The organism is Nostoc edaphicum CCNP1411, from assembly GCF_014023275.1.
In the GTDB taxonomy this organism is placed as follows: Bacteria; Cyanobacteriota; Cyanobacteriia; order Cyanobacteriales; family Nostocaceae; genus Nostoc; species Nostoc edaphicum_A.
Window position 1 is genome coordinate 5,575,438 of sequence record NZ_CP054698.1, and the last position, 17,098, is coordinate 5,592,535.

Below are 17,098 nucleotides of genomic sequence, written 5' to 3' on the forward strand. Positions count from 1 at the left end.
GTTACCACTTCAGGAGATTAAACTGCTCCATATCGACGGTATCGCGGTTGCGATAAATGGCAAGCACGATCGCTAAACCCACCGCCGCCTCGGCTGCGGCCACGGTAATCACAAATACTGTGAAAACCTGACCCTTAATTAATGTTGAGTCGAGGAAGTTGGAAAATGCCATTAAATTCAGATTAACAGCATTGAGCAGTAACTCAATTGACATCAGCACCCGCACAGCGTTGCGGCTGGTAATTAAACCGTAGATGCCGATGCAGAATAAAGCTGCTGCTAGTAATAAAAAGTACTGGAGTTGCATGAATCTGAGTATCCCTCCTGAAAAAACTGGCTATTTATCTGCGAATAAAGTCGCAAATATTACTCTTTTGTTTCGCTGGTTGTTGATACCAATTCTCTGGGGCGTTCTGGCAAAGTCAAAACAGTTTGCCCTAGATCGGATCGTGTCAGTTGGTCTGGCAAATACTCACGACGTGCCAAAATAATTGCTCCTACCATCGCTATCAGTAGCAAAATGGAAGCCAGTTCAAAAGGTAGTAAAAAGTCAGTGAAGAAATGTTCTCCAATCAAAATTATAGAACTTTCACCACCCGCCACAGGAGCAGTAGAGTAAGCCCAAGGAGTAGCCAGCACCATCGTACTTAAAAGACCAAACAATCCTACACTGACTAAACCTGTAAGTACTTTCCGCACCCAAGAGTTGGGAAATGCTACAAAATCCTGCCGCTTGTTCACCAACATAATGGCAAACAAAATCAGCACATTAACCGCACCAACGTAAATTAGTATTTGTGCGGCAGCAACAAAATCACCATTCAGTAACAGGTAGATTCCCGCCATGCTGATGAACACACCTCCCAGCATAAAGGCAGAATAGACGATGTTAGAGAACAGCACTACACCAATGGCCGCCCCAATCATCATCACGCCCAGTATGCCAAGTGATACAAACTGTACTCCTTCTGCTAGATTCACTGTTTTTTGTCCTTAGTCATTGGTCATTAGTCATTAGTCATTAGTCATTGGTCATTGGTCATTGGTCATTAGTCAAATAACAAAGGACAAATGACAATGGACAAATGACATTTATTTTTCTGTTTGTTCTACCAGGTCTTCTGGACGCGCACCTGCACGTGGCGCATCAGCGGGAAGTCCATGTGGTTCGAGGACGCCCTTGGGTAGGTAAACTAGTTCACGCAGTGGTGTAACCATTGGGTCATCTGTTACCTTATAGGGCAGACGACCTAGCGCTACGCTGTCATAGTTCAATTCATGGCGATCGTAAGTGGCAAGCTCATACTCTTCTGTCATGGATAGACAGTTAGTGGGGCAAAATTCCACACAATTACCGCAAAAGATACAAACTCCAAAGTCAATGCTGTAGTGGTTGAGTTTTTTCTTTTTGCTGGCCTTGTCGAATGCCCAATCTACTACAGGCAGGTTAATCGGACAAACGCGAACGCAAACTTCGCAGGCGATGCACTTATCAAATTCAAAGTGAATTCTACCGCGAAACCGTTCGCCAGGAATCAGTTTTTCGTAAGGGTACTGTACGGTAATCGGACGCCGCCGCATGTGGTCAAAGGTAACAGAAAGCCCCTGACCAATGTAACGCGCAGCTTGTACCGTTTCTTTGGCGTAATCACCAACTTGTTTCAGGAACTTGAGCATTTATGTTTCACTCTCTCTTTTTAAGCTATCAGCGTTATTTGTCCCTTGTCCTTTGTCCTTGGTCATTAGTCATTTGTACAAATGACTAATAACTAGTGACTAATGACTAACCACCAAAAGCGAAGGGAAAGGCTAGTTTCAGAGCTGCGGTTAATAGAAGATTAACCAAACCGACTGGTAACAAAAACTTCCATCCTAAATCTAACAGTTGGTCAATCCGTACCCGTGGCACTGTCCAGCGCAACAGGATGGCGACAAACACTAGTAAATAGGCTTTGAAGACGGTCATTGTAATCCCCAAAGAAGCAGTTACTATCTGGAACACAGGATTTAGTTCACTGACTCCCAGCCAACCAGCAATGAGGTTGAGGGGAATTGGAAAGTCCCAACCGCCCAGGTAGAGAATTGCTACTAGCAGGGAAGAAAGGATCAAGTTAACGTAGGAACCCAGGTAGAAAAGACCGAATTTCATACCTGAATATTCAGTCTGATAGCCTGCAACGATTTCTTCTTCCGCTTCGGGTAAGTCAAAGGGTAATCGTTCGCATTCAGCTAGGGCGGCTATCCAAAAGATCAGGAAACCGATTGGTTGTCGCCAAATGTTCCAGCCCAGAATGCCGTAGCCAGATTGCTGATTGACAATATCAACGGTGCTGAGGCTGTTAGACATCATAGCGATCGCTAACACCGCCAACGCCAAAGGAATTTCATAACTAATAGATTGCGCTGCTGCCCGCAAGCCCCCTAAGAGGGAGTATTTGTTATTAGATGCGTAACCAGCCATCAACAAACCAATGGGCTGAATACTTGACAAGGCAATCCACAAGAAGACGCCCATGCCCACATTACTAATTACGATATTCTGCCCGAAGGGAACGATCAGGAACGACAGAAACACCGGAATTACAACAATAATTGGGCCGAGGGTAAACAGCCAGGGGTCAGACTTGGCTGGTACTATATCTTCTTTAAATACCAACTTCAAACCATCCGCTACAGGCACCAGCAACCCAAAAGGGCCCTGGTATTCTGGCCCAATTCGCTGCTGTGCAGATGCGGAAATTTTTCGTTCTAGCCAAGTGGCTACCAACACCCCCACTGTTGCCCCAATCAGCATCAGTATCATTGGCAGTGGCATCCAAATCGCTTTGGCTGTTCCTGCTGGTATACCTAAATCCCGGAGGGATTCAATAAAAGTTCCTTGGAGGTCAATTCCTGAATTCATGTTTCCGCTCTTTAAGACATCGAGTCATGGTGAGTTACAACTATTAGTTAAATTAATACCTGTAAATTCACCCATTTTTAATTTTTGCCCAGATGACGCTTGATTGAAGATTTGTCGCTAATTCCCATGCCTAGTATATCCTTGGATGGTTTTAGCCCTCTGAAGCGAGATGAGAACTTCTACTTATGGTTGGCATTGAGATTGGCTATTGAGGAGATGAGGGGGATGAGGGAGCAGGGGAAGCAGGGGAAGCAGGGGGAGCAGGATAAGATAAGATAACGGAGAAGAGTTTTCCCCCTGCCCCCTGCTCTTTTCAATGCCCCATGACCCATGCCCAATTTACCGTTGGTCAATGGGGGTATAAGTAACTTCGTGCAGACCGTTATAAACCTGGGTAGGACGGAAAATCCGGTTTTCTGCTAGTTGTTCTTTCCAGTGGGCTAACCAACCGGCAACGCGAGCGATCGCAAATATTGGCGTAAATAAGTCTGTAGGAATACCCATCTTCCTGTAGACCAAACCGGAATAAAAGTCAATATTGGGATAAATTCCTTTGCTACCGAGTTTTTCCTCTACCACTCGTTCCATTTCTTGAGCAATGTCATAGAACTTGTCATGGCCAAACTTTTCAAACAATTGCTCTGCGAGTCCTTGTAAAATTATGGCTCGTGGGTCTTTCACCTTATAAACACGATGTCCAAAGCCCATAATCTTAGATTTAGTTTGCAGACAATGCTCTATGTAGGGACGGACATTTTCCACAGAGCCAATTTTTTCCAACATCTGAATTACTTCTTCATTGGCTCCACCATGCAGAGGCCCACCCAAAGTTCCGACGGCACTAGCAACCACAGCATAAGGATCGGTCAAGGTGGAAGCTGTCACCCTGGCACTGAAAGTGGAAGCATTCATTGTATGCTCGACCTGAAGTATCAAGCAGATATCAAAAACTCGCGCCATCAGAGGATCGGGTTCTTGCTCATCAAGCATGTATAGAAAGTTGGCGGAGTAGTCTAAGTCATCACGAGGACGTACCGGATCATTGCCTTTTCGCATCAGTTGGAACGCCGCCACCATCGTGGGAATGGTTGCTATCAGGCGCACCACCGACTCTCGAATGTAGACAGGATTATGTAAATCGCGAAGCGAATAAAACAAGCCTAAAGCAGCAGCAGAGGCTTGTAAGGCATCCATTGGATGACCGCTTTCTGGAAAGCATTTCATCATGTCCCGAATGCGGTACTTTATTCGCCTGTGGTAACGAACTTCATGCTCAAATGTTTTCAGTTCTTCCTTGCTTGGCAGTTCGCCCCAGATTAAGAGATAAGCAGTTTCTAGGAATGTACTTTTTTCTGCTAGTTCTTCAATCCGGATGCCACGATATTCTAGTATTCCCTTTTGCCCATCAACATAGCTGATACTTGATTGAGCGGCGGGAATGCCTTCTAAACCAGGCTTGTATTCGCACACCATCATGGCAACACCATTTGCTTTTTGAAATATCTGATCAAGCTAACTTACCAGAAATTTATTGTCGCCATAACAGTAGCCGTTCTAACAACAATCGAAAATGTTGAAAAACTGTTACAGCAGGTACTTGGGCGGTGTCAACCAAAACATTTGACTACGACCCAGAGGAGAACCTGTTTCTGGTAGTTTTATCCCAATCATACCTGCTTTTTTCAAGACTAAACTTTCTTTGACTTCTCCCCACAGGAGAATTTCTGCCCAATTGGTCAAACCAGGTTCATGTCCAACCAGCGCCAATTGGGTATTTTGGGAATAATTCTTCGGCTCTAACCAGTCTTTGAGCCAACTAGATATTTGACCATCGGGCGCAAGGTGGCTAGATTCCTCGAATTGGGAGCTTAGTTTTTCTGCTATGAGGATTTCAGCCGTTTGGCGGGCCCGCACTAAGGGACTGGTGAGAATTAAATCAAAGTTTAAACCTAATTTAACAAGTTTCTGGGCAACTTTCTCAGTTTTTTGTCTTCCTTCTTTGGTAAGGCTGCGCTCCTCATCTTTGATGCCTAATCCCTTGTCTTCGGCTATACCATGACGAATTAAATATAGTTCCATACTTTGTATTATGAGTGATTAGTTAGGCTGCTCTTATGCAATGTTAAAATGCTATCCACCATATAGAGTTTGTTAAGATTTGGAGTTTTATAGACTTCATGGCGCTCCTTGTTCACAAATAAATAGGTAAACGCAAATTAATACCAATATTAATTAATGATTGCAACATATCGTTGGGTAAAGACGCGATTCATAGCGTCTCTACAAATGGTCTATTTGTCGCATTCTTTTTTCAAATTGGTATAACTTTGATTTCGTTCAGATGTTGTCATAAAATCCAAATTCCCGACTTTTATCAAAAATCGGGAAGGGATGCTATCTAAGCAAACACTTTGATCGCTGCATTAGTTAGGAATTCTCCCCATCTCCTTGGGTTCCCTCTACTCCGACTGAATCGGGTTGTCTCTAGGGTTAACTAACCTCAACAGTTTTTGCTTAATTTGAGTGTCGAATACTTCCCATTTCATTTTCGCATAAGCGGAATTTTCGTTGCTGCCAGATAAGAAGCCCATTGGAATTTCAAAGCCGCCTGCGCTTGTTCTTCCACCGCCGAAAAAGCGCCCTGTGCTATCTTGACCAAAGGCTTCTTTGATGAATTCATCGGGGTCAAGGGTAAGTTTGCTGGTTCTCAGGGAGCCGATGACTATCTCCAGTTCATCATCTTCATCGTGAACAATGCCATAAACTACAGCGGTGTGGACATTTTCTTCGGTGACGAGAAAATCAGCCGCTTGGGGGATGGCATCGCGGTCATCGTAACGTAGATAACCGACACCAGCAATGGAAAAGTTATTTTGGACGATGCGATTTTTTAGCGATCGCTCGATCACATCCATCACCCGCTTGGAACGGTTCGCCTGTAAAATGGCATTCAGCAGTTGGGCGTCATAAAATCGGCTTAAATACGCCGCTGCCATAAAGTCTTCTTCTTGCGCTTGCATGAGCCGATTTGTATCCGATCGCAAGCCATGCATCAAGGCAGTAGCGCATTTGACGTGTTGATTTATGCTGCTATCTAATGCCAGTAATCCTGTTTGGAGATACTGGGTAAAAATTGTTGCAGTCGCTCTTACGTAAGGGCGGATATCCTCAAACTCTGATTGGAGATCACCTTGTATGCTGTGATGGTCGATGAGTACCACTAGGGGAATTCCAGCCTGCTGCACCGCTGACAGTAGCTGTGAAGTGGTTCCCTGGTTATCAATTAATACAAAACCTTGATAAGATGACAAATCTTTGGTTTTCAAGGTTTGTGTTGTCCAGCGTTGGATAGGTAAATTAGTCAACCTTACCAAGGCAATATTTTCTTGATGGCTCAATGCACCAGCATAAATGATTTCACATTTGATATCATATTGCTGGGCAATTAACTGGTAAGCCCAGGCACAGGAAAGGGCATCAGGGTCAGGAAAATCTTGCAGAATTACGAGCTGGCGATCGTGTCTGTGCGCCAGAAGTGTTCTTTGTAGTTCTTCTGACTTTTGTTGTGCCAGGGAATTACCGCGGTGACTGAGATATATAGCCCCATCACCTACCGATGGCGGTAATGACGGACTTTTAAATGCAACTTCCACTGGCGCTTTCTCGATTTCAGGTTCCTCTTGGTTTGGCTCTGTGGTCAATGACAAACTCTCAAACTGAGTAACGGGCGAATTCAAGTACATAGGGAACTTTTTTAAAGTGTGAGGCTCCTTTAATTCAGAGATACTACGAGCAGCAGTTCACTGAATTTAGCCACATTATTTTGATCTTCGCAAAAATATTAAGACATTGCACTATACATCTAAGTATATTTTTTGTCAGTAACAGCGCTTAACTTCAACTAAATTCCACTCAAGGGCATACACCAAGGAAGTTTAGTCTATCGGGCTGTATCTGGCAGCATAAATCTGTTTTAGGAGCTTTTTCTCTCTTCTGTGAATTGAATCAGCGGGATTTTTATCTGACTTAGGGTATATTTTCTATCTTATACTTTAGGATTAGTCCTTGATATTTGAAATATTCTTATGCTTAATATTCTCATTATTGTGACTATTGAGCAATTAACAATTATTTTTGATGAACAACGCCTGTTTCGTATCCCCTTTGAAAATTCTGATAATTCTGATAATTTTAGAGCGAAGTCCAGTGAAAGAAGGCAGGGAAGACGAGAAGTAAGGAAGAAACCCCATACATTAAGTAGAGGCTTGAGGATTGACGCACTCGCCTTCGTTGCAAGCCATATAGCCGCGAATTTTTCTAACACTCCATAACTAATAGTTATTGGCTATGTCCCAAAGAAAGAGGGTATTTCTTCTTTCTCCTTTGCTCCTTTGCTTTTTTGCTCAAAGACCTATAACATACTTTTGCCACTCTGTGTGCAGTCCACTTTTAAGATGTTTGCTGACCTCGAAATAGAGGCTGCTATAAGGTTGGCGGGGAGGATGACGCAAAGGCATGTGAGCTTCGTGGGGAGTCCGACTGCCTTTTTTGACATTGCAACGGACACAAGCTGTCACAATGTTTTCCCAGGTATCGCCCCCGCCGCGCGATCGCGGTATTACATGATCTAGTGTCAATTCATCCCCTGTGTAGCCACAGTATTGACAGGCATGACCATCACGGTGCAATATATTTCGGCGAGTCAGAGGAATTTCTTTATAAGGAACACGTACATAATGACGTAACCGGATCACGGTAGGCAGCGGGAAATCCGAGTAAAGGAATTTACCGTTGTGTTCCACGCGTTCTGCTTTGCCCTTGATTAACAGAACCGCAGCGCGACGCCAGCTCGTTATATTGAGAGGTTCGTAAGAGGCGTTTAAGACTAAAACCTTCCCCATTTATCTGCGCTCAGGGTATTAGCTTTACATAAATATTAACACAATTACACCCTGCTAGGGAGATGAGAATAAATTATACTTTCGGGAGAATTGGGCATTGGGCATCGGGCATTGGGCATGGAATGAGGGAGATGAGGGGGATGAGGGAGATGAGGGGGAGACAAGGTGAGAAAACTTACAACAGTCTTTCCCCTTGTCCCCGATTCTCCTTGTCCTCTTCCCAATGCCCAATGCCCAATGCCCAATGCCCAATGCCCAATGCCCAATGCCCAATGCCCCAATATCTTGTATCAATTCCAATATGAAGGGTAAACTTCCTATTTAATCTGATCTCGCTTTTAGGAGCGTGTATAGATAGATAACTTGAAGTTTAGCCGTGGTGGGATAGGAGTCAGTACAAATGTTAAGTCGCAAAGAAATCCCCGGTGTAGTTCCTAATCAGCAGTGCGACCCATACGCGTGGTTTTCGCAACGAGCTTGGGTAGAAATTGATTTAGGGGCATTGTCTTACAACGTACAGCAATTGGTGCAGTTTTTATCGCCGAATACCCAGTTGATGGCAGTAGTAAAAGCTGATGCCTATGGACATGGAGCGGTAACAGTCGCCCAAACTGTAATTCAATCGGGAGCTAGTTGGCTGGGAGTCGCTACAGTTCCAGAAGCAATTCAACTCCGAGAAGGCGGGATTCAAGCACCCATTTTGATTTTAGGAGCAACTCATACACCAGAGCAGATTCATGCGATCGCACATTGGAAACTCCAGCCCACACTCTGTAGCCCTAAACAAGCTCTAGTATTTTCCGATACTTTGGAATCGATGAATTATGGTTCTCCAGTGCCCGTACACATCAAATTAGACACGGGAATGTCTAGGTTGGGAACTAATTGGCAGCAAGCTGGCGAATTTGTGCAATTAGTGCAGCGCTTACCACATCTTTCTATTGCCAGTATTTATTCCCATTTGGCAACAGCAGATGATCCTGATCCGACGGCAATGGAAGAACAGCATAAACGATTTGAGGAAGCGATCGCTCAAATCAAAGCAATGGGAATCCAACCACCCTGCTTGCATTTGGCAAATTCAGCCGCCGCACTCACAAATCCGGCATTGCACTACGATATTGTGCGAGTAGGTTTAGCCGTTTACGGACTCTACCCAGCAACCCATTTGCAAAATGCGATCGACCTCAAGCCCGTTTTGCAACTTAAGGCACGAGTTACCCAAGTTAAAACAATTGCCGCAGGAACATCTGTCAGCTACGGTCATAAATTTATTGCCCCGCGTGAACTTCGCCTCGCCGTCGTGGGAATTGGCTATGCTGACGGTGTTCCTCGCAGTCTTTCCAACAAAATGCAGGCATTAATTCGCGGTCAGCGGGTGTCGCAAATTGGGACAATTACAATGGATCAGTTGATGCTGGATGTGAGTGCCATACCCAATATCCAAGAAGGAGAAGTAGTCACCTTGCTAGGGGAACAGGGAAAAGAACAAATTTCAGCGGATGATTGGGCAGAACAATTAAATACTATTTCTTGGGAAATTCTCTGTGGGTTTAAGCATCGTCTGCCTCGTGTTGCAGTTATGTAATTGGGAATGGGGAATTGGGCATTGGGCATAGGAAATTAATTTCTCTCTTGTCCCCTATTCCCTATTGCCATAATTATTTTCTTATGATATGTTAGTAAACTGATGCGGATGTGGCGAAATTGGCAGACGCGCTAGATTTAGGTTCTAGTTCCGAAAGGAGTGAAGGTTCAAGTCCTTTCATCCGCATTTTAAAATGACGAAAACTGTATGAGCCAACAGGCTCATACTTGAAATATATTAATTTATCCTCAACTGTGAGCAGGAAAGTCAGTAGAGCTATATTTTGCTGGCACAACGCCGTGTGCGACTTTCTCTCAGACCTAACCCCCAACCCCTTCCCTACAAGGGAAGGGGAGCAAGAATCAAAGCCTCTCTCCGTTTCGGGGAGAGGTTTGGAGAGGGGTTTCAAGAATAAGTCGCACATCGCGTGGCATAAGAAGATTATTGTCTGTGTTTTTTACAGCAGTTTTCATGTAAATAACTGTAAGATTAATTCTCTCTATAATTCAACCTTTGATTCTCAAAAAAAATTAGATCGTTCCGCTCCGCTACACTCAAAAAGGGTAAAGAGAATAAGAGCAAAGGGCAAAAGAGCTAAAGTATAAAGGGCTAAAGAGTCCTCCCGGCAGCGCACACAATACGAAAACCAATAAGGTCGTAGCGGCTGACGCACGAGAAGCTGAGGCGGCACGCGGAACGGCAATTCTCAGGATTGCTGAACCAGGAACCGCCCCGCAGCAGACGAGTTTGATTATCATTATCTATCCATGCACTTCCATCTCTAGGCGCTCCTTTATAGCTGTCATGCCGATTATCTTGACACCACTCCCAAACATTCCCATGCATATCGTATAATCCAAAGCCGTTGGGTGGAAAACTGCCTACTTCTGTTGTTTCTCCACACTTTTTTCCTTTTGGCTCAGAAGCGTAAGTAGAATCTCCATTGAAGTTAGCTAACTCAGTTGTAATCGTCTCGCCAAAGTGAAAGGGTGTATTTGTGCTTGCACGACAGGCATATTCCCATTCAGCTTCGCTTGGTAGACGATATTGCTTATTTGCATATTTGGAGAGGCTAGAGAGACGATCGCAAAATTCAACTGCATCGTTCCAAGATACTTGCTCTACTGCTCTTTTATCTCCTTTAAATTTAGATGGGTCTGCTTTCAGGTCACGGTTAACTTTGGGTAGTGCTGCTACTCTTTTCCATTGCGCTTGGGTAACTGGATATTTACCCATAAAGAATGATTGAACCTTTACTTCGTGCTGAGGTTTTTCTCTTCTAAACCCATCCCAACCGAATTTTTGCACAAGCCTTTCTATCTCTTCATCTTCTGTACCCATCAGGAATGTGCCATCGGGGATATACACCATTTCTAAGCTGACACCATTTCCTAAGTCTTCGGTGAAATATTCGGCTTTGCTTGTATCTCGTTTCACCACTTGACCACTTGCATTTACCTTCACAATCTCAAATTGAAAAACCTGTAGTTCACTTTGATGTGCTGTAGGTGCTGGTTCAGAAATTCCTGACCTCCCGCTGTTTGGTAAAGGTTCAGGATTTTTGGGAGGTGCAGAAGACTCTCCTTGTCGCAAAAAAATTCTAGAAAATGCTTCAATTGCTTGCATATCAGAACCCCTAGCAGCCACATTCACGCGAATCCATAATTGCTTGGCTAATTCCCAATCTCCTTTAACTTCAGCTTCATAAGCATCGATTTTTATCTGGGTAATATCAGCTAGGGTGGCATAGTCGGGCAACAAAATTAAGTGTAATTTGGTAGCTGGTTCGGCTGTAGCATAAGGATGTTGTGGATTTTTCTGGTGGGTTTGATTGATTGTGGGTACTGTCGATTGTAAATATCTGTCCAATCTTTCTACTGTGGCGCAGTTTCCTGCACCTGCTATCCTCAACCCGTCTAACAACGCCTGGGTAAATGAGCCGTGTTGCAATTGGTCAATTTCCAGAAGTGTTGAACGGTAAGAAAAATCCGATAAAAATAGCCCAAAATATGGTATTTTTGGGCGAAGGCTTAAACTATATTAGTTTGATTGTGATTATAAATTCATTTCCCAAAATTGTCAAAGATATCTTGAAAAGCCTGCCAAAAAATGATTATCCAGTATTGAATAGTCGTCTATTCTTTGAGTGCTGGCTATCCTATGCTCTGGATAATAGCTTAACAAGTATGCGAGATTTATTTAAGAGATTAAACAATACAGGATTTGAGGTAGATATTTCTACTTTTTCTAAAGCAAATTTACATCGAAGCCAAAAAACAATTTCAAGGAATTTACCAAAAATTAAATGAATTAGTACAGAAGAAAATTCACAAAAAATTACACGATAAATATGCTATTTGTCCTATTGATTCAACAATTATTACCCTGACAAGTAAATTGTTATGGGTTTTGGGTCATCATCAAGTCAAACTTTTTAGTTCTTTGAATTTAGCTACAGGTAGCCCAGAAGATAACTTGATCAATTTTGGACATGATCATGATTATAAATTTGGTTCCAAGATGATGTCTAGTCTCCCAACTAATGCTGTAGGGGTAATGGATAGAGGCTTTGCGGGATTAAAATTCATTCAAGAATTGGTACAAGAAAACAAATATTTTGTTTTGCGGATTAAAAAACAATTTCGTTACTAGAATTTGAGGATGCAACTGGATTAGTCAAAGTAGGTGCATCTGATGAGGCTATTGCCTATAGAGTCATTAATTTTTGTGATTTAGAAACGAAAACTGAGTTCCGCTTAGTGACTAATTTACCAAAGTCGGGAGATGCAGCTGTTAATGATGATGAAATTAGGGATATTTATCGATTACGTTGGGGAGTTGAACTCTTGTGGAAGTTTTTTAAAGATGCACTTAAAACTTGACAAATTAATTACCAAAAACGTCAACGGTATCACCATACAAATTTACGTTAGTTTAATAGCTTATCTGATTTTACAGCTTTTATCTATTCCCGCACAATGGGGACATACACTATTAGATAAATTCCGCTATTTGCAATCTTGTATGTGTCAGAAAATCAGCTATGTTCATTGGTTTGAGGAGATGATGTTATGTTGACTAATTTAGCCTTTTTAGAGTTAGTGTAACTATCTATGTAAAGTTTTGTATCAGCATTCAACATTTCTGGTCAATTTCATAAGACTTTTGACTGGGACTGCAAGAGTAAAAGGTAACTACTCCCTGATGTTCTTTACCAATACCCTTTCCTTCCCTGCTTCCTTGATCGCGGCAAGCATCTAAAAACAACACTACATTATCTGCTCCACTACGGCGCAATCTTTGGGTAACATAATCAACAGGGATTGCCGTATGTTCTACATCCCCTGGATCGCTATCCATCAGCATGAGATAGTCACGGTCAGCTTCACGACAACCGTGACCAGCAAAGAAAAACCAGAGATTATCCCCTGGTGCTAATAGTGGTATTTCAAAGTTTGCCCTTAAGAACCGCCGCAAATTACCGTAAGTAGCCTGAGTGGGAATGGGTGGAGAAGTCTTAATTGGGGGAGAATCTTCTGTAAACAAAAATACTTTGTCAAACCGCACTTCATTTTGAAACCAATCGCGCATAGCTTCGGCATCTAGTTTGGCGTAGTTTAGGTGCTGAAGATTGTTGTACTGGTTAATGCCGATCGCGATCACCCAATTTTTAGCCATTTCTGCGTTCGTATTGACTAATTTGTTCTTCCCTATTGCAAGTTTACGTGTTGCTACTGAATAATAGTAATACACTGATCATGCAGTTTATAATCTGAAACTAAAAAAATTGCCTGATATAACTAAACCTCAAATTGTCGTCAGAGTTCCCCCTTATCTTCTAGAAAAGCTCAACAGACTGGCACATTTAAAACAGAGGTAGTAGTTGGCACTTTGGCGCACTACCGCGTATTTCAGGTAAATGAAGTATACAGGTAGGGGCACAATATGTTGCACTGGTGTCAACTTAACGCGAAACCGCACGTCCGCCAGCACGTCCGCCAGGGATTTACAATCCCTGGCTGGCGGGTGAACAACACCCAATCAGTACGCTATTTTTGGCTTAAGTTGACACCAATGAATTATGTTGTACCCCTATGATTATCTGTACTTAATTCAATAATTAAATTTATGTCAGCAGAAAATTCCACCCCCAAAGCCATCTGGATTCTTACTGAAGAAACAGCCCAAACATCAAGTACAACTAGTGAAACATTTATAAATAGTGGAGCAAGAAGCAGTAGAGATACAGGAGGACTACTGGGAGTTGAAACTACAGAAGAAATAGTTGTCAGCCGAAAAAGAGACGAAATAGTAATTACTAGACACAAAGTAGAGGTAACGAAACTCAAGCAAGAGATGAAGGGATTTCTGCAAGCAATGCGGGAAATGCTTGATGAAGCTGACCAACCCGATTCTAAGCTCCAGCTTGATGAGGTAGAACTCTCAGTAGAAGTCAATGGCGAAGGACAAATCAGTTTATTTGGGATTGGTGGTGGGAAAGCTGGGGGAAAAGGAGCGATGACTTTTAAATTCAAGCGGAAATAAATGCTATCTTAATACCTAATGTAGAGATGTGGCCTAATTTATAGCCGTAAGCATAGCGATCGCACAATATCAACAGTAAGAATAAATTGGCTGTGCGATCGCACAATTTTTTTGAACAACAACTCTGCAAAAGCAGTAAATCATTTTAACAGTATAAAACTTTACTTAAAACCTTCTGACTCCTGAATTCTGAATTCTGGTTTTATTTTTATCAACAAAATCAGTATTATCCCTGTGGTCATAACGGGTATATTTAATTAAAAGTGGCTTCATATAGTTCTTATTTGCTTACATACTAGATTGTATTTAAGTGTAAATACAGTAGTTCAAATATATTAACCTTTACAAAATCAGTATTATTCCTGTGGTCAGAATGGGGTTACTCAATGGAAAGTGGCTTCATCTAGTCTTGACATTTTTATGTCTTATTTCTCGAAAGATGTTGATAAGTCTCAGTAACAGTAAGTAAATTAATAAGAATTTACGAATTTACTAAGATTTGCTCATCTGAAAATAACGCTACTGTCGTTGAGTTTCACCACAAACCTAGATGTAAACTGATGTACTTTAAAATGCAAAAGTTTGATGCTTTTTACTTGATTTCAATTGTGGAAGAACTCTATACGAATTTAGCTTACACGTATCGAATTTAGCTGAAGTAAAAGCAAAATGAGCACAACTCCTATAGGTAGCTACAGGTTGTTCCAGAAACTACATCCGCTATCTCTGTTGGCACAATTAACCAGTCGGCGTGCTACAGGGTGCTTAAGCATATTTACTGGAATAGTTTCTTGGTCAATTTATCTAGAGGACGGTAAACTTACTTATGCCTCCTATTCAGATAAACTGTTTGAACGGCTTGACAGTCACTTGCGACGCTTAAGCCAGCAAATTCCTGCTCTCAACAGCGCCACTCGCGTGCAAATGCGGCTGATGTTTGAGACGAAGAATGAACATCAATCAATACCAAATGCGGATTACCAAGCTATTTGTTGGTTAGTAAATCAGGACTATATTACCTCTGTGCAAGCAGGAAGCCTGATAGACGAATTGGCAAAGGAAGTGCTGGAATCATTTCTGTGTTTAAAAGAAGGTAGCTATGAATTCAGTCCAGAAAGCTCTTTGAATGAACTACCAAAGTTCTGTCGCCTGGATTTGCGCTTACTCGTTGAACACTGTCAAAAGCAGTTACGAAATCGACAAAATATTCAGTCATCAATTCCGTCTGGTGGCGGTTCTCAAGTTTTGTCTGCAACACAATCGTCTCAAGTTCAGCCACAACTGCATATAAAAATTGGGCAGAACTTGCCGATACCAATTAATTTTGATATCCCTGAGAATAATCAAATTACTCAGCCACCTGTTGGTAAAAAACTATATACAATTGCTTGCATTGATGATAGCCAAACGGTTTTGAATTCCATTAAACACTTTTTGGATGAAAACACATTTTCAGTTGTGATGATCAACGATCCAGTCAAAGCTTTAATGCAAATTCTGCGGAGTAAGCCTGATCTGATTTTGCTAGATGTTGAAATGCCAAGTTTAGATGGTTATGAGCTATGTTCCTTATTACGTAAACATTCAGCTTTTAAAAATACACCAATTATTATGGTGACTGGTAGAACAGGCTTTATCGACAGAGCAAAGGCTAAAATAGTCAGATCATCAGGATATTTGACTAAGCCTTTTACACAATCAGAATTGCTAAAAATGGTTTTTAAGCATCTTGGTTGATTTAGGAATCAGAATTCAGAATTCAGGAGTCAGAATTCAGGAGATTAGAATAAATGAGACAGCCAGCAAAGACATTTCAAGATTTGGTAGTTTGGCAAAAAGCACATCAATTTATTTTATTGGTGTACCCATTTACTGCTCATTTTCCTAAATCAGAAATATATGGACTGACTTCTCAATTTAGACGGGCAGCAATTTCTATACCAGCCAATATAGCAGAAGGGTTTAAGAAAAAAGGTTTAGCAGATAAAGGACGTTTTTTAAATATTGCACAAGGCTCTCTGGAAGAATGTCGTTATTATCTAATTCTTTCAAATGATTTAGAATATGGTGATACTTCGGAGTTAAAAATTAAACTTGAAGAAGTTAGTAAACTCCTAACAAGCTATGCTAATTCTATTCAGAATTCTGACTCCTGAATTCAGAATTCTGAATTCTTATAAAAAGCTAATACGTTTAATTTATTTTTTTAGGAGATTTAATAGTGAGCCTGACTTTGCTTGGCACAATTTTAATTGTAGAAGATTCTCCCAGCGAATTGGAATTGATGAGCCATTATCTGAAAGAAAGTGGTTACAACGTAATTAAAGCAAGCGGTGCAAAAGAGGGTTTAGAAAAAGCTGTGTTAGAAAAACCAGATGCGATCGTTACTGATGTAGTAATGCCAGAAATGAGTGGATTTGAATTGTGTCGTTCTCTAAGAAGAAATCCGATTACGGCAAAAGTGCCGATTGTGGTTTGTAGTTCTAAAAATCAAGAAATTGATCGTTTGTGGGCGATGAGGCAAGGTGCAGATGCCTATATAACTAAACCTTACACCCGCGAACATCTTCTACGTACTATTAAATCAGTGGTAATTTAAATCAATGACTAGTACAAACATTACTCTTGCTTCAAAACCAACCCAAAATAATTTAGCAGATGGTTATCTGAAGTTTCAGCTAAATCAACAAACTACTGCTGTTTTATCAATGAAGCATACACAAGAAGCTATTCTTGTGCCTGTTGAATCTATTACGTCGATGCCTAATATGCCCCCCTGCATATTAGGATTAATGAATTGGCGGAGTCGGATAATTTGGGTAGTTGATTTGCCAAAAATGCTCAATTTAGAATCCCTAGATTATCGACTGCGGCAGTACAATGTAATCGTTATCCAAGTAGAATCATTAGTGTTGGGCTTAGTTGTACAAGAAATAAAAGGTACAACCAAGTTTATAGTTGATGAGATTCATTCTCCTATAGGACAAGTGACATCCAGTTTAGTTCCTTATTTATGTGGGTGCGTTGTGCAGCAGGAAGAAATATTACTGGTATTAGATGCACAGGCGATTGTACAATCTTCTATTCTCCGCAGTGATTAGGGTTTACTACTAAAAAAAAGATTTTTAGTGTCTTATTCACATACTTAGGAGAATTAATTTT

Annotated in this window: 18 protein-coding genes, 1 tRNA gene and 1 pseudogene; 10 read left to right on the top strand and 10 right to left on the bottom strand. The window is 41.6% G+C overall.

The genetic code is table 11. The features are described from left to right. Position 1: 1 nt before the first annotated feature. The 7 genes from nuoK to HUN01_RS26215 all read right to left on the bottom strand — a co-directional run bounded on the left by nuoK (position 2) and on the right by HUN01_RS26215 (position 6,645). On the bottom strand, positions 2 to 307 hold the full coding sequence (gene nuoK / locus HUN01_RS26185; RefSeq protein WP_006199065.1) for an NADH-quinone oxidoreductase subunit NuoK: 306 nt from the start codon (positions 305 to 307) through the stop codon (positions 2 to 4). Between the two features lie 59 nt (positions 308 to 366). Further along, a complete protein-coding gene (locus tag HUN01_RS26190) occupies positions 367 to 981 on the bottom strand; it encodes an NADH-quinone oxidoreductase subunit J (RefSeq protein ID WP_181928615.1) in 615 nt (204 codons plus the stop codon). A gap of 111 nt (positions 982 to 1,092) precedes the next feature. Beyond that, a complete protein-coding gene (gene ndhI / locus HUN01_RS26195) occupies positions 1,093 to 1,677 on the bottom strand; it encodes an NAD(P)H-quinone oxidoreductase subunit I (RefSeq protein ID WP_181928616.1) in 585 nt (194 codons plus the stop codon). Positions 1,678 to 1,783: 106 nt separating this feature from the next. Further along, positions 1,784 to 2,902: an NADH-quinone oxidoreductase subunit NuoH gene (nuoH, locus tag HUN01_RS26200; RefSeq protein ID WP_114083481.1), complete on the bottom strand. Its 1,119-nt coding sequence runs from the start codon at positions 2,900 to 2,902 to the stop codon at positions 1,784 to 1,786. Positions 2,903 to 3,241: 339 nt separating this feature from the next. Beyond that, positions 3,242 to 4,378, bottom strand: coding sequence for a citrate synthase (locus HUN01_RS26205; RefSeq protein ID WP_181928617.1), 1,137 nt, complete (start codon positions 4,376 to 4,378; stop codon positions 3,242 to 3,244). Between the two features lie 108 nt (positions 4,379 to 4,486). Beyond that, entirely contained in the window at positions 4,487 to 4,981 is a 495-nt protein-coding gene (gene sixA, locus HUN01_RS26210; RefSeq protein ID WP_181928618.1) for a phosphohistidine phosphatase SixA, read from the bottom strand. A gap of 380 nt (positions 4,982 to 5,361) precedes the next feature. Beyond that, on the bottom strand, positions 5,362 to 6,645 hold the full coding sequence (locus tag HUN01_RS26215; RefSeq protein ID WP_181928619.1) for a DHH family phosphoesterase: 1,284 nt from the start codon (positions 6,643 to 6,645) through the stop codon (positions 5,362 to 5,364). Between the two features lie 342 nt (positions 6,646 to 6,987). Here HUN01_RS26215 and HUN01_RS26220 point away from each other — a divergent pair, with 342 nt between their 5' ends. Beyond that, on the top strand, positions 6,988 to 7,233 hold the full coding sequence (locus HUN01_RS26220; RefSeq protein ID WP_181928620.1) for a hypothetical protein: 246 nt from the start codon (positions 6,988 to 6,990) through the stop codon (positions 7,231 to 7,233). 72 nt (positions 7,234 to 7,305) lie between these two features. On the opposite strand, the gene HUN01_RS26225 is transcribed toward HUN01_RS26220, so the two are convergent. Beyond that, on the bottom strand, positions 7,306 to 7,803 hold the full coding sequence (locus HUN01_RS26225; RefSeq protein WP_181928621.1) for an HNH endonuclease: 498 nt from the start codon (positions 7,801 to 7,803) through the stop codon (positions 7,306 to 7,308). Positions 7,804 to 7,968: 165 nt separating this feature from the next. On the opposite strand from HUN01_RS26225, the gene HUN01_RS26230 reads away from it, so the two are divergent. The 3 genes from HUN01_RS26230 (at position 7,969) to HUN01_RS26240 (ending at position 9,577) form a co-directional block, all read left to right on the top strand. Next, a complete protein-coding gene (locus HUN01_RS26230) occupies positions 7,969 to 8,115 on the top strand; it encodes a hypothetical protein (RefSeq protein ID WP_181928622.1) in 147 nt (48 codons plus the stop codon). A gap of 88 nt (positions 8,116 to 8,203) precedes the next feature. Continuing rightward, positions 8,204 to 9,391: an alanine racemase gene (gene alr / locus HUN01_RS26235; RefSeq protein WP_181928623.1), complete on the top strand. Its 1,188-nt coding sequence runs from the start codon at positions 8,204 to 8,206 to the stop codon at positions 9,389 to 9,391. A 104-nt stretch (positions 9,392 to 9,495) separates the two neighbouring features. After that, positions 9,496 to 9,577: transfer RNA gene (locus HUN01_RS26240), tRNA-Leu, on the top strand. Between the two features lie 423 nt (positions 9,578 to 10,000). Here the strand turns inward: HUN01_RS26240 and HUN01_RS26245 are convergent. Beyond that, entirely contained in the window at positions 10,001 to 11,341 is a 1,341-nt protein-coding gene (locus HUN01_RS26245) for a formylglycine-generating enzyme family protein (protein ID WP_238845649.1), read from the bottom strand. 101 nt (positions 11,342 to 11,442) lie between these two features. Here HUN01_RS26245 and HUN01_RS26250 point away from each other — a divergent pair. Further along, positions 11,443 to 12,469, top strand: a pseudogene (locus HUN01_RS26250) (IS4 family transposase). Between the two features lie 57 nt (positions 12,470 to 12,526). Here the strand turns inward: HUN01_RS26250 and HUN01_RS26255 are convergent. Then, positions 12,527 to 13,069: a caspase family protein gene (locus HUN01_RS26255; protein ID WP_238845651.1), complete on the bottom strand. Its 543-nt coding sequence runs from the start codon at positions 13,067 to 13,069 to the stop codon at positions 12,527 to 12,529. A gap of 450 nt (positions 13,070 to 13,519) precedes the next feature. On the opposite strand from HUN01_RS26255, the gene HUN01_RS26260 reads away from it, so the two are divergent. The 5 genes from HUN01_RS26260 to HUN01_RS26280 all read left to right on the top strand — a co-directional run bounded on the left by HUN01_RS26260 (position 13,520) and on the right by HUN01_RS26280 (position 17,037). Further along, on the top strand, positions 13,520 to 13,936 hold the full coding sequence (locus HUN01_RS26260) for a Pepco domain-containing protein (RefSeq protein ID WP_181928624.1): 417 nt from the start codon (positions 13,520 to 13,522) through the stop codon (positions 13,934 to 13,936). Positions 13,937 to 14,605: 669 nt separating this feature from the next. Then, entirely contained in the window at positions 14,606 to 15,673 is a 1,068-nt protein-coding gene (locus HUN01_RS26265) for a response regulator (protein WP_181928625.1), read from the top strand. Positions 15,674 to 15,726: 53 nt separating this feature from the next. Then, entirely contained in the window at positions 15,727 to 16,092 is a 366-nt protein-coding gene (locus HUN01_RS26270; RefSeq protein WP_181928626.1) for a four helix bundle protein, read from the top strand. Positions 16,093 to 16,157: 65 nt separating this feature from the next. Then, positions 16,158 to 16,535, top strand: a complete 378-nt coding sequence (locus tag HUN01_RS26275) for a response regulator transcription factor (protein ID WP_069071198.1) — start codon at positions 16,158 to 16,160, stop codon at positions 16,533 to 16,535. A 4-nt stretch (positions 16,536 to 16,539) separates the two neighbouring features. After that, on the top strand, positions 16,540 to 17,037 hold the full coding sequence (locus tag HUN01_RS26280; RefSeq protein WP_181928627.1) for a chemotaxis protein CheW: 498 nt from the start codon (positions 16,540 to 16,542) through the stop codon (positions 17,035 to 17,037). The last annotated feature ends 61 nt before the right edge of the window (positions 17,038 to 17,098 follow it).

Bases quoted from the DNA above. Each gene is read 5' to 3' on its own strand.
- nuoK (WP_006199065.1), bottom strand. From the start codon at position 307: ATGCAACTCCAGTACTTTTTATTACTAGCAGCAGCTTTATTCTGCATC.
- ndhI (WP_181928616.1), bottom strand. From the start codon at position 1,677: ATGCTCAAGTTCCTGAAACAAGTTGGTGATTACGCCAAAGAAACGGTA.
- HUN01_RS26265 (WP_181928625.1), top strand. From the start codon at position 14,606: ATGAGCACAACTCCTATAGGTAGCTACAGGTTGTTCCAGAAACTACAT.
- HUN01_RS26280 (WP_181928627.1), top strand. From the start codon at position 16,540: ATGACTAGTACAAACATTACTCTTGCTTCAAAACCAACCCAAAATAAT.
- nuoH (WP_114083481.1), bottom strand. From the start codon at position 2,902: ATGAATTCAGGAATTGACCTCCAAGGAACTTTTATTGAATCCCTCCGG.
- HUN01_RS26255 (WP_238845651.1), bottom strand. From the start codon at position 13,069: ATGGCTAAAAATTGGGTGATCGCGATCGGCATTAACCAGTACAACAAT.
- HUN01_RS26215 (WP_181928619.1), bottom strand. From the start codon at position 6,645: ATGTACTTGAATTCGCCCGTTACTCAGTTTGAGAGTTTGTCATTGACC.
- HUN01_RS26205 (WP_181928617.1), bottom strand. From the start codon at position 4,378: ATGATGGTGTGCGAATACAAGCCTGGTTTAGAAGGCATTCCCGCCGCT.
- HUN01_RS26225 (WP_181928621.1), bottom strand. From the start codon at position 7,803: ATGGGGAAGGTTTTAGTCTTAAACGCCTCTTACGAACCTCTCAATATA.
- alr (WP_181928623.1), top strand. From the start codon at position 8,204: ATGTTAAGTCGCAAAGAAATCCCCGGTGTAGTTCCTAATCAGCAGTGC.
- HUN01_RS26220 (WP_181928620.1), top strand. From the start codon at position 6,988: ATGCTTAATATTCTCATTATTGTGACTATTGAGCAATTAACAATTATT.
- sixA (WP_181928618.1), bottom strand. From the start codon at position 4,981: ATGGAACTATATTTAATTCGTCATGGTATAGCCGAAGACAAGGGATTA.
- HUN01_RS26260 (WP_181928624.1), top strand. From the start codon at position 13,520: ATGTCAGCAGAAAATTCCACCCCCAAAGCCATCTGGATTCTTACTGAA.
- HUN01_RS26270 (WP_181928626.1), top strand. From the start codon at position 15,727: ATGAGACAGCCAGCAAAGACATTTCAAGATTTGGTAGTTTGGCAAAAA.